The sequence below is a fragment of the Olegusella massiliensis genome (genome assembly GCF_900078545.1).
Classification (GTDB): domain Bacteria; phylum Actinomycetota; class Coriobacteriia; order Coriobacteriales; family Atopobiaceae; genus Olegusella; species Olegusella massiliensis.
The window spans coordinates 996,629-1,018,717 of record NZ_FLLS01000002.1; the positions used below are offsets into that span (position 1 = coordinate 996,629).

At 51.4% G+C, this 22,089-nt stretch carries 20 protein-coding genes and 2 rRNA genes; 21 read left to right on the top strand and 1 reads right to left on the bottom strand.

Annotated features, from left to right (window positions below):
- Positions 1-13: 13 nt before the first annotated feature.
- The 6 genes from BN4314_RS04705 (at position 14) to upp (ending at position 5,220) form a co-directional block, all read left to right on the top strand.
- Positions 14-961, top strand: coding sequence for an alpha/beta fold hydrolase (locus BN4314_RS04705; RefSeq protein ID WP_068540099.1), 948 nt, complete (start codon positions 14-16; stop codon positions 959-961).
- A complete protein-coding gene (prmC, locus tag BN4314_RS04710) occupies positions 958-1,839 on the top strand; it encodes a peptide chain release factor N(5)-glutamine methyltransferase (RefSeq protein ID WP_068540100.1) in 882 nt (293 codons plus the stop codon). The genes BN4314_RS04705 and prmC overlap by 4 nt, the downstream gene beginning before the upstream one ends.
- Positions 1,840-1,880: 41 nt before the next feature.
- Positions 1,881-2,531: an L-threonylcarbamoyladenylate synthase gene (locus tag BN4314_RS04715; protein ID WP_068540102.1), complete on the top strand. Its 651-nt coding sequence runs from the start codon at positions 1,881-1,883 to the stop codon at positions 2,529-2,531.
- 45 nt (positions 2,532-2,576) lie between these two features.
- On the top strand, positions 2,577-3,833 hold the full coding sequence (gene glyA / locus BN4314_RS04720) for a serine hydroxymethyltransferase (RefSeq protein WP_068540103.1): 1,257 nt from the start codon (positions 2,577-2,579) through the stop codon (positions 3,831-3,833).
- 69 nt (positions 3,834-3,902) lie between these two features.
- Positions 3,903-4,361: a ribose 5-phosphate isomerase B gene (rpiB, locus tag BN4314_RS04725; RefSeq protein ID WP_068540104.1), complete on the top strand. Its 459-nt coding sequence runs from the start codon at positions 3,903-3,905 to the stop codon at positions 4,359-4,361.
- Between the two features lie 211 nt (positions 4,362-4,572).
- On the top strand, positions 4,573-5,220 hold the full coding sequence (gene upp / locus BN4314_RS04730; protein WP_021734431.1) for a uracil phosphoribosyltransferase: 648 nt from the start codon (positions 4,573-4,575) through the stop codon (positions 5,218-5,220).
- A gap of 15 nt (positions 5,221-5,235) precedes the next feature.
- On the opposite strand, the gene BN4314_RS04735 is transcribed toward upp, so the two are convergent.
- Entirely contained in the window at positions 5,236-5,541 is a 306-nt protein-coding gene (locus BN4314_RS04735; RefSeq protein ID WP_021734407.1) for a hypothetical protein, read from the bottom strand.
- Positions 5,542-5,895: 354 nt separating this feature from the next.
- On the opposite strand from BN4314_RS04735, the gene BN4314_RS04740 reads away from it, so the two are divergent.
- From BN4314_RS04740 to BN4314_RS04810, 15 genes are all read left to right on the top strand, one after another.
- Complete coding sequence (locus tag BN4314_RS04740; protein ID WP_021734382.1) at positions 5,896-6,081, top strand: hypothetical protein; 186 nt, start codon at positions 5,896-5,898, stop codon at positions 6,079-6,081.
- A 26-nt stretch (positions 6,082-6,107) separates the two neighbouring features.
- A complete protein-coding gene (atpB, locus tag BN4314_RS04745; protein ID WP_068540109.1) occupies positions 6,108-6,911 on the top strand; it encodes a F0F1 ATP synthase subunit A in 804 nt (267 codons plus the stop codon).
- A gap of 117 nt (positions 6,912-7,028) precedes the next feature.
- Positions 7,029-7,223: an ATP synthase subunit c family protein gene (locus BN4314_RS04750; protein ID WP_021626236.1), complete on the top strand. Its 195-nt coding sequence runs from the start codon at positions 7,029-7,031 to the stop codon at positions 7,221-7,223.
- 40 nt (positions 7,224-7,263) lie between these two features.
- Positions 7,264-7,866 (top strand): F0F1 ATP synthase subunit B, encoded by a 603-nt coding sequence (gene atpF / locus BN4314_RS04755; RefSeq protein ID WP_068540111.1) that lies wholly within the window; start codon positions 7,264-7,266, stop codon positions 7,864-7,866.
- Positions 7,853-8,332, top strand: a complete 480-nt coding sequence (locus BN4314_RS04760; protein ID WP_068540112.1) for a F0F1 ATP synthase subunit delta — start codon at positions 7,853-7,855, stop codon at positions 8,330-8,332. The genes atpF and BN4314_RS04760 overlap by 14 nt, the downstream gene beginning before the upstream one ends.
- A complete protein-coding gene (gene atpA / locus BN4314_RS04765; protein WP_068540113.1) occupies positions 8,322-9,971 on the top strand; it encodes a F0F1 ATP synthase subunit alpha in 1,650 nt (549 codons plus the stop codon). The genes BN4314_RS04760 and atpA overlap by 11 nt, the downstream gene beginning before the upstream one ends.
- 8 nt (positions 9,972-9,979) lie before the next feature.
- Complete coding sequence (gene atpG / locus BN4314_RS04770) at positions 9,980-10,897, top strand: ATP synthase F1 subunit gamma (protein ID WP_068540114.1); 918 nt, start codon at positions 9,980-9,982, stop codon at positions 10,895-10,897.
- Positions 10,898-10,902: 5 nt separating this feature from the next.
- Complete coding sequence (atpD, locus tag BN4314_RS04775) at positions 10,903-12,381, top strand: F0F1 ATP synthase subunit beta (protein ID WP_035097459.1); 1,479 nt, start codon at positions 10,903-10,905, stop codon at positions 12,379-12,381.
- Positions 12,382-12,388: 7 nt separating this feature from the next.
- Positions 12,389-12,829, top strand: a complete 441-nt coding sequence (atpC, locus tag BN4314_RS04780; RefSeq protein ID WP_068540115.1) for an ATP synthase F1 subunit epsilon — start codon at positions 12,389-12,391, stop codon at positions 12,827-12,829.
- A 21-nt stretch (positions 12,830-12,850) separates the two neighbouring features.
- Entirely contained in the window at positions 12,851-14,137 is a 1,287-nt protein-coding gene (gene murA, locus BN4314_RS04785) for a UDP-N-acetylglucosamine 1-carboxyvinyltransferase (RefSeq protein WP_068540116.1), read from the top strand.
- A 100-nt stretch (positions 14,138-14,237) separates the two neighbouring features.
- Positions 14,238-14,681, top strand: a complete 444-nt coding sequence (locus BN4314_RS04790; RefSeq protein ID WP_068540117.1) for a metal-dependent transcriptional regulator — start codon at positions 14,238-14,240, stop codon at positions 14,679-14,681.
- Between the two features lie 81 nt (positions 14,682-14,762).
- Positions 14,763-15,659 (top strand): UTP--glucose-1-phosphate uridylyltransferase, encoded by an 897-nt coding sequence (locus BN4314_RS04795; RefSeq protein ID WP_068540118.1) that lies wholly within the window; start codon positions 14,763-14,765, stop codon positions 15,657-15,659.
- A gap of 12 nt (positions 15,660-15,671) precedes the next feature.
- Positions 15,672-17,081: a phosphohexomutase domain-containing protein gene (locus BN4314_RS04800; protein WP_068540119.1), complete on the top strand. Its 1,410-nt coding sequence runs from the start codon at positions 15,672-15,674 to the stop codon at positions 17,079-17,081.
- 266 nt (positions 17,082-17,347) lie between these two features.
- Positions 17,348-18,860: ribosomal RNA gene (locus BN4314_RS04805) — 16S ribosomal RNA — on the top strand.
- 240 nt (positions 18,861-19,100) lie between these two features.
- Positions 19,101-22,030 (top strand): 23S ribosomal RNA (locus tag BN4314_RS04810).
- The 16S and 23S rRNA genes sit together here, the layout of an rRNA operon.
- Positions 22,031-22,089 lie beyond the last annotated feature (59 nt).

Genomic DNA, 22,089 nt, shown 5'->3' on the forward strand with positions numbered 1-22,089 from the left:
GCAGGAGGTGCTTATGACCCACGAAGATATCAAGCTGCAATCAGCTGATGGGCAAACGACTTGTATAGGTGATATATGGCTGCCCAAAGATGTGCCCTGCGGTATCGTGCAGATTGTGCATGGGATGGTTGAGCATTTTCGCTGTTATGACAAGGTTGCCGAAGCACTGACGTCTGTGGGTTATGTCGTTTGTGGCATCGACCAGCTAGGGCATGGTCGAACAACGCCTCATACAGCTCAACGCGGTATATATGACCCCAAGCATGGTGCGGATTATCTCATCGAAGATCAGCATGCGCTCAGGCAGCTCGTCTCTAATCGTTTTCCCAAGCTACCTTATGTGATGCTGGGACATTCGATGGGTTCTTTTGTGGTGCGCTGCTATATAGCTCGCTATGGTGAGGGACTTGCTGGTGCCATTATCATGGGCACCGCATGGATGGCAAACGTTGCCGCTCCAAAGATTATTACCTCAATTATTGCGCGCTTTCATGGTTGGGGTTATCGCTCTGCTTTTGTAGACAGTATGGGCACAGGAAGTTATAACAAGAGTTTTGAGGGTACGGGTGCCAACACAGGCTATGAGTGGCTTAGCTCAGATCCTGCGCGTCCGATTAGCTATGCGGCTGATCCAGATTGTGGCTGGATGTTTTCGGTTTCGGGCTATTATGTCATTGCTCAGCTTCTTGAGGAAGCAGAGCGCCCCGAGGCTTTGATGCGCATCCCACACGAACTACCCGTGCTGATTTTATCGGGCGAGCAAGATCCCGTAGGTGAAAACGGTAAAGGTCCGCGCAGCTGTGCTATGGCTTTGCGCAAAGCCGGCCTTCTGGATGTGACAGTCAAGCTTTATCCTAACGCTCGCCACGAATTGCATAATGAGCGTTGCCGCCAAGATGTGCGAGCTGATGTGGTGAAATTTCTTGAAAGGGTCTGTGTGCCTGCTGGAGGAGAGCAATGACAAAAAACGAGTGGACCTGTAAGGCCATACTCGATTGGACAAGTGAGTATCTAGAGCGTAAAGGAGATGAGCACCCCCGCCTCTCTGCGGAGTGGCTGCTTTCTGGTGTATTGGGACTTTCTCGCATTGAACTTTATACCAACTTTGATAGACCACTTGATAGCTTGGAGCTTGCTGCAATGCACGCCGCTATTGAGCGTCGTGTAGCTGGAGAACCGCTGCAGTATGTCACGGGAGAGACTGCCTTTCGACATATCGTAGTCAATTGTAAAAGCGGTGTGTTGATTCCGCGCCCTGAGACGGAATTACTTGTTGAAGAGGTGCTGAACCATTTATCAGCTCAGCTCAATCAATACCCTGCGCTGGTATTGGAGGTAGGCTGTGGCACTGGCTGCGTTGCTTGTTCACTTGCTCACGAGCGAGCTAAGACACACGTAATCACGACAGACGTATCGCCTGATGCAGTAGCACTCGCACGCCTCAATCGCGATAAGTTGGGACTGACATCTCTGGTGGACGTTTTGGAGTGCGATCTTGCTTCTAAAGTAGATCCAAGACTTATGGGACATTTTGATGCACTTGTTTCCAATCCGCCCTATATCCCAAGTGAGGTGGTAGAAGAGCTACCTTATGAGGTATCAGGCTTTGAACCGCATCTCGCGTTGGATGGGGGTGCAGATGGTCTGGATGTGTATCGTCGCCTCCTAGAACTTGCAGGGCAGGCGTTGCTTCCCGGAGGTCTATTTGCGGTAGAGCTTTTTGAAACAACTCTTGAAGAGGCAGCAGGTTTAGCACATGCGCAGGGCATTTGGCAGTCGATTGAGGTGCATGAGGACTACACACATCGTCCGCGTTTTTTGCTTGCGGTGCGTGCATAGTAAAAGAATGCAGATAGTTTGTCTGTTGCAGGGAGAATACTATGGGTGCAATGATTGAGGTCGACCAACAATGTCCATCTGCAGAAGTGCTTACACGCGTCTGTGACGTTTTGTTACATGAGGGTGTGCTGGTAATGCCAACGGATTCGGTATATGGCATTGGCTGTCTTGCGGCGCCTGGCAACCCTGCGCGTGCGAGAGTTTTTAAAATCAAAGAGCGTCCAGCGGATATGACTCTGCCCTGGCTTGTTTCGGACGCATCTGAACTCGAACGTTTGGGTGTTGATATTCCTGCTTGGGCTACTGCATTGGCACAAGAGTTTTGGCCAGGTGCGCTTACCCTTGTTGTTAACGCGTCTGTGCAGGTGCCAAGCGAATACCAGCGTGCGGATAGCGGCACCATCGCTCTGCGTGTTCCCGACTCTATGTTGGTACGTGAACTTGCACGTCGCGTTGGTCCACTAGCGGTTACTTCAGCTAACACCCACGGAGTAGATGCAGCTGTCTCTGGTAGATCAGTTGAGGAGCGCATTGTTACATTAGCGGATTTGACTCTGGACTCAGGCCCCGCTCCACTAGCCATCGCGTCTACAATTGTTGATTGTACGGGGACGGAGCCAACTATTTTGCGCGAAGGAGCTATTCCTGCGATAGATATTATGCGGATTGCTTTAGGCGCAAGCTCTGCTTAATTGCAAAAAGGTCGAATGTGGAATAGACGGGGAGAGGAACTGCGTATGAACTTTAGATATCTGAGTCAGGCGGACCCTGAAGTTGCAGCTATTATCACCGACGAGCTTGGACGGCAGCGTGAATCTATTGAGCTGATTGCTTCTGAAAATCTTGTTTCGCTGCCGGTAATGGAAGCTGTGGGTTCTGTTCTTACCAATAAGTATGCAGAGGGCTACCCTGGACATCGTTTTTATGGTGGTTGCTGGGCCGTTGATAAGGTAGAGGAACTGGCACGCGAGCGCGCATGTCAGCTCTTTGGCTGCAAATTTGCAAATGTGCAGCCGCATTCGGGGGCTCAAGCAAACTACGCAGCCGAAGCTGCGCTTATGCAGCCGGGCGATACCTTTATGGGTATGAATCTTTCTGAAGGCGGTCACCTGACTCATGGCTCGTCTGCCAATTTTTCGGGCAAACTCTATCGTAATGTGTCTTATGGAGTAAGCTCCACCGACGGACGTATTGATTACGACCAGGTAGAAAACCTTGCTAAGGAATGCAAGCCAAAGCTCATTATTGCGGGCGCCTCAGCATATCCACGCGTTATTGACTTTGAACGCTTTGCTGAAATTGCATATGCGGTTGGGGCATATCTGATGGTGGATATGGCACATATCGCAGGTCTTGTGGCTGCGGGCCGACACCCGAGCCCCTTCCCCTACGCCGATGTAGTTACTACAACGACGCACAAGACCTTGCGCGGTACGCGCGGTGGGATGATTCTTACCAATGATGAGGAGCTGTACAAAAAGATAAACTCGGCGGTGTTTCCTGGGACACAGGGTGGACCGTTGATGCATGTTATTGCGGGCAAAGCAGTTGCTTTGGGCGAGGCACTCAAACCTGAGTTTGCAGCCTATATTGATCAGGTACTTCTTAATTGCCAAGCCTTAGGACAAGGCATGGTTGATCGTGGACTTGCGCTTGTATCAGGTGGCTCTGATAATCATTTGCAGCTGGTAGATTTGACTCCCTTAGGTGAAGTTACTGGTCGTGATGCTGAGCTTGTACTTGAAAAGGTGGGTATTACGGCAAACAAAAATACTATTCCAGGTGAGAAGCGTAGCCCCTTTAAAACATCTGGCCTGCGTGTTGGGTCGCCCGCAATTACCACACGTGGTTTTACCGAGCAAGAATGTTATCGCGTAGGAGAGATGATTGGCGAAGTATTAGCTGCACTTGAAGATGAAACGCTGGCGACTCATATAGCGGCTGAAGTTCAAGCCTTGCTTGCTGCTCACCCACTGTATCCCGAATTGGCTTAGATTGACTGTGGTCTTGCGCTGTAGTTATGGCGCACAGTTTATGAGACAAACATGAGAGAGGATATGTTTATGCGCGTTGCAATTGCTTCTGATCATGCAGGTTTTCTGCAGAAAAAGCCCGTCATTGAGTTCATTCAGGGTATGGGTCATGAGGTGCTGGATTTTGGACCCGATAGTGATGGCAGGGTAGATTATCCTGACTATGCCGATAAAGTTGCCCGTAAGGTTGCTTCTGGTAAAGCAGAATACGGTGTTTTGATTTGCGGCACTGGTTTGGGTATGGCAATTGCTGCCGATAAGGTTGCGGGGATTCGTGCGGTGTCCGTGCGGGATACAACCTTTGCACGTCTTGCTCGTGAGCACAATGATGCAAATATCGTCTGCCTGTCTGGTCGCTTTGTGAGCCTGATGGATAACTGTGCCATCGTTGAGACATTCTTAACGACAAAACATGCTGGCGGTCGCCATACAGATCGCGTTGCCAAAATTATGCGTGAGGATGACGCTGCTTTCCTCGGGGTGGAGTAGCAGTACTCTTGGGCGTTGCTTTTTGACATTAAGTTTTTAGTTAGCTCTTTATTCTGCCTAGGAGTGGAAGGATGTGCCATGGCTATTTCTATCTGCCATTTCTATCGAACGAACAATTTATAGGCTGTTCTGCGCTAGAATTTGGGAGGTATTAGGGGACTGCAACAGCATATCAGATGCGTTGTAGTTCACGCGAAAGAAAGGATCGCCCATGGCAATCGAGTTTGACGAGAGCCGTCTTACCATCATTGATCACCCCCTCGTACAGCATAAATTGCATATTTTGCGCGACAAGAACACCCCTACGAAGCAGTTCCGTGAGCTTGTGAGCGAACTTGCAATTTTTGAGGGTTATGAGGCTATGCGCGATCTCCCGCTAGAGGACGTTGAGGTTGAGACTCCGCTTGAAACTGCCGTATGCAAGCGTCTTTCGGGTAAAAAGGTTGCTATTATTCCCATCTTGCGCGCAGGCCTTGGCATGGTTGATGGCATCCTCTCTCTTGTTCCTTCTGCTCGCGTTGGCCATGTGGGCATGTATCGCGACCCTGAAACCCATGAACCGCATCAGTACTACTGCAAGTTCCCTCAGGATATCGAGAATCGTACCTGCCTGATTGTTGATCCCATGCTTGCAACTGGAGGCTCGCTTACCGCAGCTATTCAGTTCCTACGTGAGGCGGGAGTCAAAGATATTCGCGCTTTGACCCTCGTATCGGCTCCAGAGGGTGTCAAGACAGTTCTCGACTTTGATCCTGAGGTTCGCCTGTATACCTGTGCTCTTGATCGCCAGCTTAACGATGCTGCCTACATTCTTCCTGGCTTAGGTGATGCGGGCGACCGCATTTATGGAACCAAGTAAATAGAGCAACAAACCCTACTGGTCTTTTTTAGGTGATTTAGGTTTGAGAAAGCGCAGGATGCCACCGCGGCCATCCTGCGCTTTGTCGGCCTCAGATATATGCACATACTTGTCACAAATAGCTTTAGTGCGCAGATATTCACGGCCGCGCGGGTCGGTGACGGGCACTAGTTCTTCGGGGCTATCGGCAAAATAATGATCGGGGCCCTCATCTATGTGGGGGTTTGCCAAAATATAGCCACGCATGCAGGTTCCACGCCAGCGACCAGTGCGCTCGTTGCGTTCGAATTTGCCAAACTCGCAGTCTGTGCAATGCAGCATAAGAAGTCCTGTTCTCGGATAGCCTATTACTATCTGCGTCCAATCTTGATGATATGCTAAGCGAGAAATTCAAAAAAGGGCCTCAGACTTATGTGTTGAAGGCGTAAGTTCGTACATAGTTCAGAGGGCGTACAATTTAAAAGGACTATACTGGCGCTCCCGCATGACTGCACATCATAGGTAGTTCAAAGGGAGTACAATTTATGCGAACCATACTGCCGTCTGCTTTGATTTGCGGTAAGGAATAGCGCCTTGGAGACATGGAGTACAGTAGTTGTAGGTGCTATATGTGGCATAGTGGGAGCTCTCCCACAGGTGTATTTGTTTGAGTGTGCCATACGACGGCGTGGGAAAGTGAGTATTGCTTTAGGACTTCTGAGTGTTATTGTGTCACTTTGTGTATTTGAACTTGCTCTTTTTGTCGTGTGGGTGGTGGCGCCAAAGCAAGAGCTGAGTTTTGGGATTGCGTTAGTAGCTGCGTATCTCAGTCTTTGGACTGTTGGAGCAGTACGTGCCTGGCAAGATGCCCAAAAAGGCTGAGGACCGGGTTGGGGAAAGGACTTGCTGTGGGAGTCTTTGATAAGCTGCCAGCGGTTGTGGATGAGCTCGTAAAGGGCTTTAATTCCACACCAGCTTTTGGCAACCTAGGCTTTGGAATTACTCAGTATTCGTTCTGGTTGTACCTCTCCTGCATTTTTCTGCTTGTTCTTATGGTGGTCTTTACTAAGGCACAGGCAAAATCAATTGCTCCTAAAGGCAAGTTTGTCAATGGCATGGAGTTTCTCATTGAGTTTGTACGCGATGATCTCTGCATCGGCATGCTTGGTCGCGACAAGTGGCGCAAGCACTTCCCCTATCTTGCGACACTGTTTTTCTTTGTTTTGGTCAATGATGTAGTGGGTATTGTGCCTGGTATGCACCCTGGTACGGGTACCATCGGCACCACGGCCGCTCTTGCTCTCGTCTCTTTTATCTACTTTATCTGGATGGGCGTTAATGCCAAAGGTGGTTGGGGTTATATCAAGAGCCTTGCACCAGAAGGTTTGCCGCTGCCTTTAGCTCTTCTTGTCTGGGTTATCGAGATTTTCTCTACGCTCTTGCGCCCCATCACTTTGGCTATTCGTCTTTTTTGCAATATGTACGCAGGGCACATTGTTATGGGTACCTTTGCCGTTTTGGCATCAATGTTTTTCCAGCCCCTGCTGGTCGCATTTAACCCTGCCAATGCGGCAGGTGTCTTTGCTTCGATTGCATGGGTATTCGTTCTCATCATCATCTACCTTGTAGAGATGCTAGTTGCAGCAATTCAGGCATATGTTTTTACGCTTTTGACTGCCGTATACATTAGCTCTGCTGAGGAGGGCGACTAGTTACCATTTTTACCGTATATCACGGTATAAATTGGCCTTGTGCGGGTATAAGACCCGCTTGGCATAACGTGTAAGAAATAGCACGCACGTCTTTTAAGCAAGTCATAAGGAGGAACCGTGGGAGTTATTGGTTACAGCCTCGGCGTTATTGGTGCTGGCCTGGGCATTGGTTTGGCAGCATTTGGCGCTACAAGTGCAATGGCGCGTCAGCCTGAGGTACAGGGCCGCCTGTTCACCGTATTTATTCTCGCGTCCGCATTTGTCGAGGCCCTAGCTCTGATCGGCTTCGTTGTTACCCTGATTGCTAAATAAGCAGCGGGTGACAAAGACGTTTTGGACGGAGGCTAGCAATATGGACAACAAGACGCCGAAGGGTGTGCGCAAGCTTGCTGCACTGGGCTTCGCCGCAATTTCAGCGGCTTCTCTTTCAGGTTGCAGCATGCCAGAAAGCGCGAGCATTCTAATCCCCAAGCCTGCGGAATTTATTCCCGCACTGATTGCCTTCCTAGTCATTTGGTTTTTGTTGGCAAAGTATGCTTGGCCCACAATCATCAAGACCCTAGATGATCGCCAGGCAAAGATTCAAGAAGACTTGGATGCTGCTGAGCGTACGCGTGCTGAGGTCGAGAAGGAAAAGCACGAATATGCTACCCGTGTCGATCAGGCGCAGCGTGAAGCAGGAGAAATTGTTGCTGAGGCAAAGAAGGACGCAGAGTCTGTGCGTTCTGAAGTGCTTGCTAAGGCGCAAAAAGAAGCTTCGGGCATTATCGCAAAGTCGCATGAAGCTCTTGAAGGTGAGCGTCGTAAGGCCATGATTGAGCTCTCGGGCTCCGTTGTAGACCTTTCTGTCGAAATCGCAGGCAAGATTATCGGCAATGACCTCTCCGAAGATCAGCAGCGCGCCCTTGCTGAGAAGTATCTTGCAGAAGTGGGAAAGACCAATGACAAAGAGTAGCGACGACAGGCAGAAGGTTGAGGCTTACGCTCGCGCGCTGATTGAAGCAGGTCGTGCTGAGGGTCGCCCCAACGCTGACCTCGTGCAGTGGCTGCATGCAGGTAAGTTCTCACCTGAGGTTCTCGAGGCACTGGGAGCCATGCACCATGCTGGTGACCTAGAGCTTATCGATGCTGTCTCCAAGCAATACAAAGAGATTATCGATAATGAGGACGACACCGTAAATGTTACGGTAACCACAGCGGTTCCGTTAGATGAGGAGCTGCGCCGCAAGGTTAAGACAAAGGTCGAAGCAGATCTTGGTTGTCCCATTTACCTTGTCGAGCGAGTAGAGCCCGAGATTTTGGGCGGAATTATTATCGAGCAGCGTGGCAAGCGTTTTGATGCTTCGGTGCGAGCACAGCTCACCAGCATTCGCAGGCAGCTCTCAACTACCTTTATTGGAGTTGATGACAATGACAAATAGCATTAGCTCCAGCGAGGTCATGAATGCATTGCGTGACAGGCTGGCACAAATTGGTACAACGGTAGATCTTAATGAGGCATCCATTGTTACGTCGGTAGGAGATGGTATTGCTCGTATCGACGGACTTAAGACGGCTATGGCAGGTGAGTTGCTGGAATTTACCAGCTCTCGTACTGCGCACTCAGTCTATGGTCTTGCTCAAAATCTTGACACCGATTCTGTTGGTGCGGTTTTGTTTGGCGAGGTAGACACCATCAGAGAGGGCGATGAGTGCCATACGACCGGTCGCGTTATGGATATTCCTGTTGGTCACGCCATGCTTGGCCGTGTTGTTAATCCTTTGGGCCAGCCTATCGATGGTCAAGGCCCCATTAACACGTCGCACCGCCGTCCTATTGAATTTAAGGCTCCCGGCATCATGGAGCGTCAGCCAGTGTGCGAGCCAGTACAGACTGGCCTCATAGCAATTGATGCAATGGTGCCTATCGGTCGTGGTCAGCGTGAGCTTATCATTGGCGACCGCAAGACGGGCAAGACTGCTATCGCTATTGACGCTATCGTCAACCAGCGCGACACCGATATGATTTGTATCTATGTTGCGATTGGTCAAAAGGCATCTACGGTCGCAGCTATTCGCGAAGAGTTAGCTCAACGTGGTGTTCTTGGCAAGACTATCATTGTTGCTGCTACCGCTGCTGACTCCGCCCCCATGCAATACATCGCTCCTATGGCAGGCGCTGCTATTGGCGAGTACTTTATGTACAACGACAAAAAAGGCAATCCTGCAGATGCAGAGCACCCCGGTGGACACGTTTTGATTGTCTATGATGACCTATCAAAGCAGGCGGTGGCATACCGTCAGATGTCCCTCACGCTACATCGTCCGCCTGGACGCGAGGCGTATCCTGGCGACATTTTCTACCTGCATTCTCGCTTGCTTGAGCGTGCAGTCAAGATGAGTGATGCCAATGGCGGTGGCTCAATGACCGCTCTTCCCATCATCGAAACTCAAGAGGGAGACGTTTCTGCTTATATTCCGACGAATGTAATTTCAATTACTGATGGTCAAATTTATCTGCAGTCAAGTCTTTTCTTCCAAGGACAACGTCCCGCAGTTGATGTGGGCATTTCGGTTTCGCGCGTGGGTGGCGCTGCTCAGCTGGCTGCTATGAAGCAGGTGGCAGGTACGTTGCGTTTGGATTTGGCTAGTTACCGCGAAAAGCAGGCCTTTGCGCAGTTTGGCTCCGACCTTGATGCTACGACGCGCTACCAGCTCAACCACGGTGCTCATATGATGGAGCTGCTCAAGCAAAAGCGCTTTGCGGCACTTCCGGTAGCCGATCAGGTTATCTCGATTTTTGCTGCCAAGGAAAACTTCCTTGATGATATTGACCTTGAGAATGTGGTGCTCTTCCGTGACGAGCTGGCCAAGTATATGAATGAGCGTCACGGGAAGCTGCGTCGCAATATCGTTAAGAGCAAAATCAGCGACAAGCAGGCAGAGCGCCTTAAGATGCACATTGCGCATTTTAAAGAGCAGTTCCTCGCTAAGCATCCCAACCAAGAGGAGATTGACGTCGAAAGTTTCTCTGAGGATGCACAAGATTCTGATGACATTCGGAAGACAACCGAGGCATAAAGGCAGACATGGCGAATCTTCGTGACATATCGCATCGCATGGCCTCTATCAGGAGCACTATGCAGATTACGCGCACAATGGAGATGATCTCCACGGCGCGTATTCAGCGTGCTTTGCAAAGAGCTGAGGATGCAGCACCATACAAGGACGCAATTACCAACATTCTTGCCAATGTGGCTGCGGCAAGTTCTCTGTCTGAATTTCCGCTGCTTATACAGCATCAACAGGAAAAGAGTGTACTCTTTATCCTCATTGCTTCAGATCGTGGTCTTGCTGGTGGTTTTAATATTGTGCCTCAGCGCGAGGTAGAGCGTGATATGCAAAAGCTTGCTGCCCAAGGTAAACAAGTAAGTGTTATTACCTGTGGTCGTAAACCTACCGAGTACTTTAGCTATCGCAAGACAATGCCTGCTCTTTCTTTTGTAGGAATTTCTGCCGATCCTACTCGTGATGAAGCAGAGCGTATTGCTTCGTATGTAATCGATTCGTATACCTCAGGTAGGGTTGACCGCGTAGTTATTAAGTATTGGCATGCCAAAAACCGCATGGAGCAGCAACTGGTCACCGAGCAGTTGCTACCTCTCTCACGTGAAAAGCTCATGATGCCAAACAAACCGCGTAATCCTGAAGCAATGGGGGAGGTAGCGCTTGAACGCTTCCCTACTTTTAGTTTTGAACCTTCGGCTTCAGAAGTTTTGGGTTACCTCATTCCTTCCTATATCCGAACGGTAATTTACCATGCACTTCTCGATTCGGCTGCGGCGGAGCACGGCGCTCGCCGTCGCGCCATGCAGTCGGCCACTGATAACGCCCGGGAAGTTTTGAGTGGCCTCGAGAGGACCTACAACCGCGTACGCCAGAGTTCGATTACCACGGAACTCAACGAAATTATCGGTGGCGCAGCCGCATTGGAGGAAAGTAACTAATGTCTATGGAAACTACGAGAGAGCGTAGCGCTCTTGAGGACGCTGCGATTCAGCAGATGTCTCGTACCGCTGGTACAGGCACCATTGTTCGTATCGTTGGCCCTGTCGTAGACGTACAGTTTGGCAATCGTATGCCAAGCATTTATACGGCATTAACGGTCGAAGCTGATACGCCAATGGGTCATATTTCGACTATTCTCGAGGTTGAATCACAACTCCCCAACCGCGTAGTGCGTACCGTTGCAATGTCTTCTACCGACGGGTTGCAACGTGGTGTCAAGGTTAAGGCTACAGGCCATCCCATGATGATGCCTGTTGGCCCATCAACTCTGGGCCGGGTGTGGAATGTCATGGGTCAGCCTGTTGATGGCAAACCTATACCTGATGATGTTGAGTATTATCCCATTCACCATCCCGCACCAGCTTTTGACGAGCTGACTACGCAAACTGAGATTTTTGAGACAGGTATCAAGGCGATTGACCTGCTTGAGCCCTATGTTCGCGGCGGCAAGACCGGCCTTCTAGGTGGCGCAGGTGTTGGTAAGACCGTTTTGATTCAGGAGCTCATTAACAACCTTGCACAAGAGCATGGTGGCACCTCAGTCTTTACAGGTGTTGGCGAGCGTACTCGTGAGGGTACTGACCTCTATCTCGAGATGAAGGAATCTGGCGTTTTGGAGAAGACCTGCTTGGTCTATGGTCAGATGAACGAGCCGCCTGGAGCACGCTTGCGTGTTGGTCTGGCTGGTCTAACTACCGCTGAGTATTTCCGCGATAAGGGCCAGGACGTGTTGCTTTTTATTGACAACATCTTCCGTTTTTCCCAGGCAGGCTCTGAGGTTTCCGCGCTGCTTGGTCGTATGCCCTCTGCTGTTGGTTACCAGCCTACGCTGGCTACCGAGATGGGCGATTTGCAAGAGCGCATTACCTCGACACAACAAGGTTCTATTACCTCTGTTCAGGCAGTCTATGTTCCTGCAGACGACTTGACCGACCCCGCCCCTGCAACAACCTTTACCCACCTAGATGCCACGACGGTTCTTTCACGTTCCATTGCATCTTTGGGCATCTATCCTGCGGTTGATCCTCTGGCAAGCTCTAGCTCGGCACTGGATGCCAGCATTGTTGGCGAGGAACACTATCGTGTTGCTGTAGCTGTGCAGGAGATTTTGCAGGAGTACTCTGACCTGCAGGACATCATTGCTATTTTGGGTATGGATGAACTTTCCGAAGAACAGCAGCTCGTTGTTGCTCGTGCGCGCAAAATTCAGCAATTCTTGTCTCAGTCCTTCCATGTTGCTGAAAAATTCACGGGCAATGCAGGTGTGTACTGCAGCATTGAAGAAACTGTTCGCTCTTTTGCAGAAATCGTTGATGGCAAGTGTGATGATCTGCCCGAGCAGGTTTTCCGCTATGCGAGCTCAATTGATGACGTGCGTGCTCGTGCCGCCAAGATGGCAGAAAACTCTGTAGCAGGAAAGTAGGACGTCTATGTCTTCTATTACCTGCCAGTTTGTCCGTCCAGACAAGCTGCTCTTTGAAGGACATGCCAAACATTTAACCCTCCTCACTCCTTCGGGTGAGGTGGGTGTCTGGCCTGGGCATGCCGCTGAAATTTGCGCTCTTGGTGACGGCGTAGTACGCCTGCACCCCGTTGACGAAGAGGGCGGCGGCCAGGTGAACGTTATTATTTCAGGTGGCTATGCCGAAATTAGCAATGATATGGTTATTATCTTGGCTGATCACGCGCGTCGCTCGGACGATATTGATCCCAAAGTTGTGCGACAAACGCGCCAAAAAGCTTTTGATGCAAAAGAGCAACTTGCTGCAGATGACCACAGCAATGCGTATTATGACGAAAAGATTAAGTGGTGCAACCTGCTGCTGAAGCACGCCGCCTCCTCTGATGCGACTGCTACAGTAGAGGAGTAGCAGGCGACGAAAGAGGGCCTCATGGAAGCAATACAAGTCGAGGGCGGACATCCCCTTAGTGGTGAAATTATCGTTGAGGGTGCAAAAAATTCCACTCTAAAGCTTATGGCGGCTACCATTTTGGCCCCTGGCGTAACAACACTTACCAATGTGCCCAATATTGCTGATGTGCATGTGATGGGCAAGGTACTCAAGCGCCTTGGCGCTGAGATTGAAGTTGCAGATGAGCATACGCTTCGTATTGATACTTCAGGTGTTGACAAGTGGGAGACACCTTATCAATTAGTAGTTCAGATGCGAGCCTCAACAGCAGTACTTGGTCCTTTGTTGGGTCGTTTTGGCAAGGCGATTGTTGCCATGCCTGGAGGCTGCAACATTGGTGCTCGCAAAATTGATATGCACATTCTTGGTCTTGAGGCGTTGGGTGTGAGTTTTGATATCGATCATGGCAATATCCATGCTTCGACGCCTAATGGCTTGGTTGGTTCGACGGTGACCTTGGATTTTGCCAGTGTTGGTGCTACCGAAAACCTCATGATGGCATCAGTGCATGCGTGTGGAACAACCGTTATTGACAATGCTGCTCGCGAACCTGAGATTGTTGATCTAGCTAATCTTCTTAATGAAATGGGTGCTCATATCAAGGGCGCAGGTACTCCTGTCATTGAGATTACAGGCACCAAAGAAACTCTTCATCCAGTGGAGCACCGTACTGTTGGTGATCGTATTGAAGCCGGCACCTTTATTGGTATGGGTGGGCTAGCTGGCGGTCCTTTGACCGTGCGCGGCTTTGACCCTCGCCATCTTGATCTTGTTCTGCGCAAATATGAGCTTATGGGTCTTGATATTGAGCGCCTTTCTGATGGTGTTGTCGTACGCAAAAATGGTTCTATTAAGCCAACGGATATTCAGACTCTACCTTTCCCAGGCTTTCCAACCGATATGCAAGCGCAGACTATGTGCTTGTTGGCACTTGCTCAGGGCAGTAGTGTGGTAACCGAGAATGTCTTTGAGAATCGCTTTATGTTTGCCAGCGAGTTGCAGCGTATGGGTGCTGATATTGTTATCAAGGGTCATCATGCTATTGTGCATGGAGTTTCGGGTTTCTCGGGAGCCGAGGTAAAGGCCCCTGATCTTCGCGGTGGTGCCGCACTTGTTATGGCAGGTCTTGTTGCTGACGGGTACACCACGGTTACTGATGTGCATCATATCGATCGAGGGTATGAAGGCTTTGTTCCCAAGCTTACTTCGGTTGGTGCTGTCGTTCGCCGTATTGACTTGCCCGATCCCAGTTTTGATAGCGAGTAACCTCTATCTGCTTGACCGTTCACGGGTATTGTGATGTTTGACAAACCGCTTCAGTGGGTAAAGTTAGCCTCAACTGATGTCAAACGAAGGGTTTTTATATATGACTACAAAGTCAGGTAAAGTCAACACTCACGGTGCTGATAGCCTTTCTATGTCGAGCGAGGATTATCTCGAATCTATCTATAGGCTGAGTCAGACAAGCGATAAGCCCGACTCAAGTGTGCACTCGGTAGATGTTGCCGACCAGTTGAATGTCTCCAAGGCGAGCGTCAACAAAGCGCTGACCGCCTTGAGAGAAGCTGGCATGGTCGAGCAGGTGCGCTATGGTCGTATCGAGCTGACGCCTCAAGGCCGCGAGTATGGTCGTGATATCTGGCGTCGTCACCTCACGTTGCGCGCTTTCCTCGAGCAAGAGTTGGGTGTCGACCACGAGACAGCAAACGCTGAAGCTTGTCTTATGGAACATGATCTTTCTGCGGACACTATGAATCGCTGGGTTAGCTATCTAGAGGAGCAGGGTGTCTCGCTTAATATCGAGTTATAACGTGTAAACATACTCTCGCGTTCTGCTTTAATGAATAAAGAAATCTGCTAGAAAATGCAGCACAAACGAAAGGAATTGCTCATGAAGGCCGTAATCCCTGCCGCAGGTCTTGGCACCCGCTTTCTTCCGGCCACCAAGGCGCTGCCCAAGGAGCTTCTTCCCGTACTCGATAAACCTGTTATTCAGTATGTGGTAGAAGAGGCATTGGCACCTTCTGCAGTTGATGGTGTTGTAATTGTTAACTCTCATGAAAAGCCTCAGATAAACGAATACTTTTCGGTGGATAAGCATTTTGAGGAGTATCTTGAGGCGCATGGTAAAAGTAAAGAAGCAGAGCTTGTTCATGAAGCAGGTGCTCTGCCGGTAAGCTTTGTGTATCAAGATGATCCGCGTGGTCTTGGTCATGCGGTACTTTGTGCTGCTCCAGAGACAGCGGATGAGTCGTTCTTTGTTCTGCTTGGTGACTATTTTGTGCCCGAAAAGCAGATGTGCGTACGTATGCAAGAAGTATCTGAGGCTCACGGCGGCGCCTCAGTCATTGCGGTGGCGCCCGTGCCTGCCGATCAAGTGAGCCGCTATGGCATTATCGCTGGCGAACGTGTTGAGAGTCTTTCTGGTCTTGAAGATGCAGCCGATGAGGAGCCTGGTGCTGTTTGGAAAGTGAGTGGTCTCGTAGAAAAACCTAGCCTAGAAGATGCTCCTTCCCATCTCTTTATTGTTGGTCGCTATCTATTGTCTGCCCGAGTGATGGAACTTTTGCGTACTCAGGGCCCTGGTGCTGGTGGCGAGATTCAACTGACCGATGCCATGGCACGTCTTCTTGAAGAAGAAGAAATGTACGCTGTTGTAGTGGATCCCAACGACGGATGTGATACGGGTACTCCCGCCGCTTGGGCAGCCACTAACGCTCGTATGGCGCTTGCTAATCCCGCGTTCCGTGATGCCTTCATTGAGGGTCTCGGCGGAGCTAGAATCTAAGGGGCAGAAGTTATGCCCGTCATTAGGTTTGCTCCCTCCGGTTGGCAGGGGCGCTTTGACGGAGACTTTAGCGAAGCCAATGTCACGCGTATTGCTGGAGCTATTGGTGCAATTTGGTCTCAGCGCTATGGTGATGCTCGTGTGTATGTGGGCTACGACAGGCGCTACCACGCCGAATCATTTGCATTGCTTATAGGCAAAACGCTTGCGGCTTTTGGTCTACAGCCGCAGGTGTCACTTGGTGCCTGCCCTTTGCCAGCAGTTGAATGGGCTGCGGCAAACGATAGTCATGCTGCGGGTGCGCTCATGGTTACGGCTTCTGAGAGTCCGTGTGAGTATGGTGGCATTATTGCGCGTGGTAAAGACGGCGGTCCTGTAACCTCTGCATTTGCGCATGAGGTTGAGAGATGTGTGTTGGCAAATCCTCTTCCCACCTATGGTGAGGTCGAACGAGCCAATCTAGTAAAACCTTATCTCGATAATCTTTTGTCCTACTTTGATGCCGATCTGATCCGCTCGGCGCAGTTAAGGATAGTGCTTGATCCCATGTATGGTGCGGTGTCTGGGGTTTTGTACAATGCGCTTGAGACGATGGGCTGTTCGGTTACCGAAATTCATGGGGACCGACGTGAAGATTTTGATGGCTTGCACCCCAAGCCTGTAGAGCCTTGGGTAGATGAGTGTGAGCAGTTGGTCATTTGCCAGCACGCGGACGTGGGTCTTGTGCTTGATGGTGATGGCGATCGTGCCGCGCTTATTGATGAAAAGGGAAGACTGGTTGTTGCACACAATCTTGCTCCCTTAATTCTGGGCTATCTCGTCGAACATTACGGATTACGTGGCCGTGTGGTTACCACGTTGGCGAGTTCTATGCGTATTGTTTCACAAGCAAAACGCCTTGGTTTAGAAGTGACTCAGGTGCCCGTAGGCTTTGATCGCCTCTATGCTGAAGTACGCCAGGGTGATGTTGTAATGGCTGCAGAGGAATACGGTGGCATCTGCGTACCAATACATCTGTATGAGCGAGATGGACTTTTGAGTTGCCTTTTGGTGTTGGAGCTCTTAGCACAAGAAGGGCGTCCGTTGTCCGAACTTGTAGACGAACTTTCAGAGCGCTTGGGTTCAATGTCATATATACGGCGTGATTTACGCCTGGATTCTGCTGCATCCCAAACGCTGCGCAATCTGCTTCCGGGACTCAATCCGCCGACTCTGGCGGGAATGGAGCCTGTATCAATCAATCATGCCGAAGGGTTGCGCGTGCAATTCAAAAACGGCTCGTGGGCGATGTTACGCCCATCTCGATCGGGCTCTCACGTGCGCATTTATGCCGAAGCGGCAAATGCTGAAGCCCGCGATGCGCTTATTGAAGCTATGTCGCAGCTTGCAAAGCATCCTCACATATGGAGAAACCATGGATAGTCACCTACAACCCTCGCAAAGTAGAGCCGGGGTGCGTATAGTGATTCCTCGCGTTGCAACACACAAGCAACGCAGCGAACCTTGAAAACCGGATACTGCGATTGATGAAATCGATGAGAGACAGACGAAATGAAAGTCATTTCGGAGAGTGTGTACCACAATTTCGTATAACACAAACCGATCAATTTCATTGAATCCGAGATCAGCGTGATTTCGGGGACGGACCGACTCAAACAGTAGATTCGCTACTTATATAAGTAGCTTTTTGAACGGAGAGTTCGATCCTGGCTCAGGATGAACGCTGGCGGCACGCTTAACACATGCAAGTCGAACGATTAAAGCACCTTCGGGTGTGTATAGAGTGGCGAACGGCTGAGTAACACGTGGGCAACCTGCCCTTCAGTTCGGAATAGCTACGGGAAACCGTGGGTAATACCGGATGATCCACCTCCCTCGCATGAAGGAGGTGGCAAAGATTTATCGCTGAAGGATGGGCCCGCGGCCTGTTAGCTTGTTGGTGAGGTAACGGCTCACCAAGGCAGTAATGGGTAGCCGGGTTGAGAGACCGACCGGCCAGATTGGGACTGAGACACGGCCCAGACTCCTACGGGAGGCAGCAGTGGGGAATCTTGCGCAATGGGCGAAAGCCTGACGCAGCGATGCCGCGTGCGGGATGAAGGCCTTCGGGTCGTAAACCGCTTTCAGCAGGGACGAGGCCGCAAGGTGACGGTACCTGCAGAAGAAGCCCCGGCTAACTACGTGCCAGCAGCCGCGGTAATACGTAGGGGGCGAGCGTTATCCGGATTCATTGGGCGTAAAGCGCGCGTAGGCGGCCTGTTAGGTCAAGAGTTAAATCCGGGGGCTCAACCCCCGTCCGCTCCTGATACCGGCAGGCTTGAGTCTGGTAGGGGAAGGCGGAATTCCAAGTGTAGCGGTGGAATGCGCAGATATTTGGAAGAACACCGGTGGCGAAGGCGGCCTTCTGGGCCACGACTGACGCTGAGGCGCGAAAGCTAGGGGAGCAAACAGGATTAGATACCCTGGTAGTCCTAGCCGTAAACGATGGACACTAGGTGTGGGGGGAACATCCCTCCGTGCCGCAGCTAACGCATTAAGTGTCCCGCCTGGGGAGTACGGCCGCAAGGCTAAAACTCAAAGGAATTGACGGGGGCCCGCACAAGCAGCGGAGCATGTGGCTTAATTCGAAGCAACGCGAAGAACCTTACCAGGGCTTGACATATAGGTGAAGCGGTGGAAACACCGTAGCCGAAAGGAGCCTATACAGGTGGTGCATGGCTGTCGTCAGCTCGTGTCGTGAGATGTTGGGTTAAGTCCCGCAACGAGCGCAACCCCCGTCGTATGTTGCCAGCGGTTCGGCCGGGCACCCATACGAGACCGCCGGCGTCAAGCCGGAGGAAGGTGGGGACGACGTCAAGTCATCATGCCCCTTATGTCCTGGGCTGCACACGTGCTACAATGGCCGGCACAATGGGCTGCCAAGTCGCAAGACCGAGCGAATCCCTAAAGCCGGCCCCAGTTCGGATTGGAGGCTGCAACCCGCCTCCATGAAGTCGGAGTTGCTAGTAATCGCGGATCAGCACGCCGCGGTGAATGCGTTCCCGGGCCTTGTACACACCGCCCGTCACACCACCCGAGTCGTCTGCACCCGAAGTCGCCGGCCCAACCTTTTGGAGGGAGGCGCCGAAGGTGTGGAGGGTAAGGGGGGTGAAGTCGTAACAAGGTAGCCGTACGGGAACGTGCGGCTGGATCACCTCCTTTCTAGGGAGATACGCTTTCTAGGAAGCATCATTTACTTTGTACTTCTATGGGCGGCCCGTCCTTAATCAGTTTGTTTCTCATTGCACCATCTCGGTGCGCAGTGTCCGGTCTCGAGGGTTCGCCCTCGCCGTACCTTGAGAGCCGCATAGCGTGATGTAGATTGAAATCTACATTCTCCTTAATTTAATAAGATCGCATCAAGAAGATGTGCAAATCATCGTTATGTGATACCAACCATCGAAAGAAGATGGTAAGAGCACACGGTGGATGCCTTGGCACAGGAAGCCGATGAAGGACGTGACAAGCTGCGATAAGCTGCGGCTAGGGGCACATTCCCTTTGACCCGCAGATTTCCGAATGGGCAAACCCACGTGGGGTAATTCCCACGTACCTCGCGCCGAACACATACGCGCGAAGGAGGCAACCCGGGGAACTGAAACATCTAAGTACCCGGAGGAAGAGAAATCAAACGAGATTCCCCTAGTAGTGGCGAGCGAACGGGGACCTAGGCCAAACCGATGGTTGCTTTTGCGCCGTCGGGGTTGTGGGGCCGGTGTTGTGCAGTCAAAAATTCTTTAAGAAGTGGAATGGTGTGGGAAAGCCAACGAGACAGGGTTAAAGTCCCGTACACGAATCTTTAAGAACTGCCATCCGGTTCCCGAGTACTGCCGGACACGTGAAACCCGGTGGGAAGCTGGGGGGACCACCCTCCAAGCCTAAATACTCTCCTGTGACCGATAGTGAACCAGTACCGTGAGGGAAAGGTGAAAAGCACCCCGGGAGGGGAGTGAAATAGTACCTGAAACCGTGTGCTTACAAGCAGTCGGAGCGGAATTTATTCCGTGACGGCGTGCCTTTTGTAGAATGAGCCAGCGAGTTACGGTATGCGGCGAGGTTAAGCCAGTAAGCGAGCCGCAGCGAAAGCGAGTCTGAATAGGGCGCCCATAGTCACATGCCGTAGACGCGAAGCCAGGTGAGCTATCCATGAGCAGGCTGAAACGGGGGTAAGACCCCGCGGAGGGCCGAACCCACTTAGGTTGAAAACTGAGGGGATGACTTGTGGATAGGAGTGAAAGGCCTATCAAACCTGGAGATATCTCGTTCTCCCCGAAATAGCTTTAGGGCTAGCCTCGGATGTTTACCTGCGGAGGTAGAGCACTGAATGGACACGGGGGCCTCACCGCCTACCAACTCCAATCAAACTCCGAATGCCGCCGGTCTATAGTCCGGGAGTCAGAACATGTGGGCTAAGCTGTGTGTTCGAAAGGGAAACAGCCCAGACCGCCCGCTAAGGTCCCTAAATCCATGCTAAGTGGCAAAGGATGTGCGTTTGCTCAGACAACCAGGATGTTGGCTTAGAAGCAGCCATTCATTTAAAGAGTGCGTAATAGCTCACTGGTCGAGTGGACATGCGCCGACAATATACGGGGCTAAGCATGGTACCGAAGCGGCGGACTGATTTATCAGTGGTAGGGGAGCTTTCCGTCTGGAGTGAAGCTGTAGGGTAACCTGCGGTGGACCGGCCGGAAGTGAGAATGCTGGCATGAGTAACGAGAGCGGCGTGAAAAACGCCGCCGCCGTAAACCCAAGGTTTCCTGGGCAAGGCTAATCCTCCCAGGGTCAGTCGGGAGCTAAGGCGAGGCCGGAAGGCGTAGTCGATGCACAGCAGGTTGATATTCCTGCACCTCCGAAGCAATGTTTGAGCAATGGGGTGACGGAGAAGGGTAGCTCAGCGGGGTTCTGGACGTCCCCGTGAGAACACGTAGGCTGACAGATTGTAAAATGCGTCTGTCATATAGGCTGAGGTGTTGGACGAAGCAATTGAGTGAAGTGAGTGAGCCCATACTTCCGAGAAAAACCTCTAGTTAGTTGCTAGGAGCCCGTACCGCAAACCGACACAGGTGGGTGGGTAGAACATACCAAGGCGATCGGGAGAACTATGGTTAAGGAACTCGGCAAAATTACCCCGTAACTTCGGGAGAAGGGGTGACCGCTCGGTGATAGGACTTGCTCCTTGAGCCCAAGCGGCCCACAGTAAAGAGGTCCAAGCGACTGTTTATCAAAAACACAGGACTCTGCTGAAGTCGTAAGACGACGTATAGGGTCTGACGCCTGCCCGGTGCCGGAAGGTCACGAGGAGCTGTTAGCGCAAGCGAAGCGGCGAATCTAAGCCCCGGTAAACGGCGGCCGTAACTATAACGGTCCTAAGGTAGCGAAATTCCTTGTCGGGTAAGTTCCGACCTGCACGAAAGGCGTAACGATTTGGACACTGTCTCAACCATAGACCCGGTGAAATTGCACTAGTCGTGAAGATGCGACTTACCCGCGGAAGGACGGAAAGACCCCGTGAACCTTTACTGCAGCTTGACATTGGCTGCCGGTGCGTCGCGTAGAGGATAGGTGGGAGACTTTGAAGCAGGGACGCCAGTTTCTGTGGAGTCACCCTTGGAATACCACCCCCGACGTATTGGCATTCTAACCCGTGGCCGTGATCCGGCATGGGGACCGTGTCAGGTGGGTAGTTTGACTGGGGCGGTCGCCTCCTAAAGAGTAACGGAGGCGCACGTAAGGTCTGCTCAGGATGGTCGGCAACCACCCTTTTGAGTGCAAGAGCATAAGCAGGCTTAACTGCGAGGCCTACAAGCCGAGCAGATGGGAAACCAGGTTCTAGTGATCCGGCTGCTTAGAGTGGAATTGCAGTCGCTCAACGGATAAAAGGTACTCCGGGGATAACAGGCTGATCTTCCCCAAGAGTCCACATCGACGGGAAGGTTTGGCACCTCGATGTCGGCTCATCGCATCCTGGGGCTGGAGCAGGTCCCAAGGGTATGGCCGTTCGCCATTTAAAGCGGTACGCGAGCTGGGTTCAGAACGTCGTGAGACAGTTCGGTCCCTATCCTCCGTGGGCGTAGGAAAATTGAGGGAGGCTGCCCCTAGTACGAGAGGACCGGGGTGGACGGACCTCCGGTGTACGGGTTGTTGACCAACAGCATTGCCCGGTAGCTGAGTCCGGTTAGGATAACCGCTGAAAGCATCTAAGCGGGAAGCCTGTCCCAAGATGAGTTTTCCTTTTGGTAAGACCCCTCGTAGACCACGAGGTGATAGGCAGCAGGTGTAAGACGTGCAAGCGTTTGAGCTGAGCTGTACTAATCGGTCGAGCTCTTCTTTTATTATTTGTGTTGGGCACATCTTCTTATGCATCTTGTTAATGGAGAATCACGCTGTGCGG

Coding starts and splice junctions, on each gene's coding strand:
- murA (WP_068540116.1), top strand. CDS start 12,851: ATGGAAGCAATACAAGTCGAGGGCGGACATCCCCTTAGTGGTGAAATT.
- BN4314_RS04715 (WP_068540102.1), top strand. CDS start 1,881: ATGGGTGCAATGATTGAGGTCGACCAACAATGTCCATCTGCAGAAGTG.
- BN4314_RS04800 (WP_068540119.1), top strand. CDS start 15,672: ATGCCCGTCATTAGGTTTGCTCCCTCCGGTTGGCAGGGGCGCTTTGAC.
- atpC (WP_068540115.1), top strand. CDS start 12,389: ATGTCTTCTATTACCTGCCAGTTTGTCCGTCCAGACAAGCTGCTCTTT.
- BN4314_RS04760 (WP_068540112.1), top strand. CDS start 7,853: ATGACAAAGAGTAGCGACGACAGGCAGAAGGTTGAGGCTTACGCTCGC.
- prmC (WP_068540100.1), top strand. CDS start 958: ATGACAAAAAACGAGTGGACCTGTAAGGCCATACTCGATTGGACAAGT.
- rpiB (WP_068540104.1), top strand. CDS start 3,903: ATGCGCGTTGCAATTGCTTCTGATCATGCAGGTTTTCTGCAGAAAAAG.
- glyA (WP_068540103.1), top strand. CDS start 2,577: ATGAACTTTAGATATCTGAGTCAGGCGGACCCTGAAGTTGCAGCTATT.
- BN4314_RS04790 (WP_068540117.1), top strand. CDS start 14,238: ATGACTACAAAGTCAGGTAAAGTCAACACTCACGGTGCTGATAGCCTT.
- BN4314_RS04795 (WP_068540118.1), top strand. CDS start 14,763: ATGAAGGCCGTAATCCCTGCCGCAGGTCTTGGCACCCGCTTTCTTCCG.
- atpF (WP_068540111.1), top strand. CDS start 7,264: ATGGACAACAAGACGCCGAAGGGTGTGCGCAAGCTTGCTGCACTGGGC.
- BN4314_RS04735 (WP_021734407.1), bottom strand. CDS start 5,541: ATGCTGCATTGCACAGACTGCGAGTTTGGCAAATTCGAACGCAACGAG.
- BN4314_RS04705 (WP_068540099.1), top strand. CDS start 14: ATGACCCACGAAGATATCAAGCTGCAATCAGCTGATGGGCAAACGACT.
- upp (WP_021734431.1), top strand. CDS start 4,573: ATGGCAATCGAGTTTGACGAGAGCCGTCTTACCATCATTGATCACCCC.
- atpG (WP_068540114.1), top strand. CDS start 9,980: ATGGCGAATCTTCGTGACATATCGCATCGCATGGCCTCTATCAGGAGC.
- atpD (WP_035097459.1), top strand. CDS start 10,903: ATGGAAACTACGAGAGAGCGTAGCGCTCTTGAGGACGCTGCGATTCAG.
- atpA (WP_068540113.1), top strand. CDS start 8,322: ATGACAAATAGCATTAGCTCCAGCGAGGTCATGAATGCATTGCGTGAC.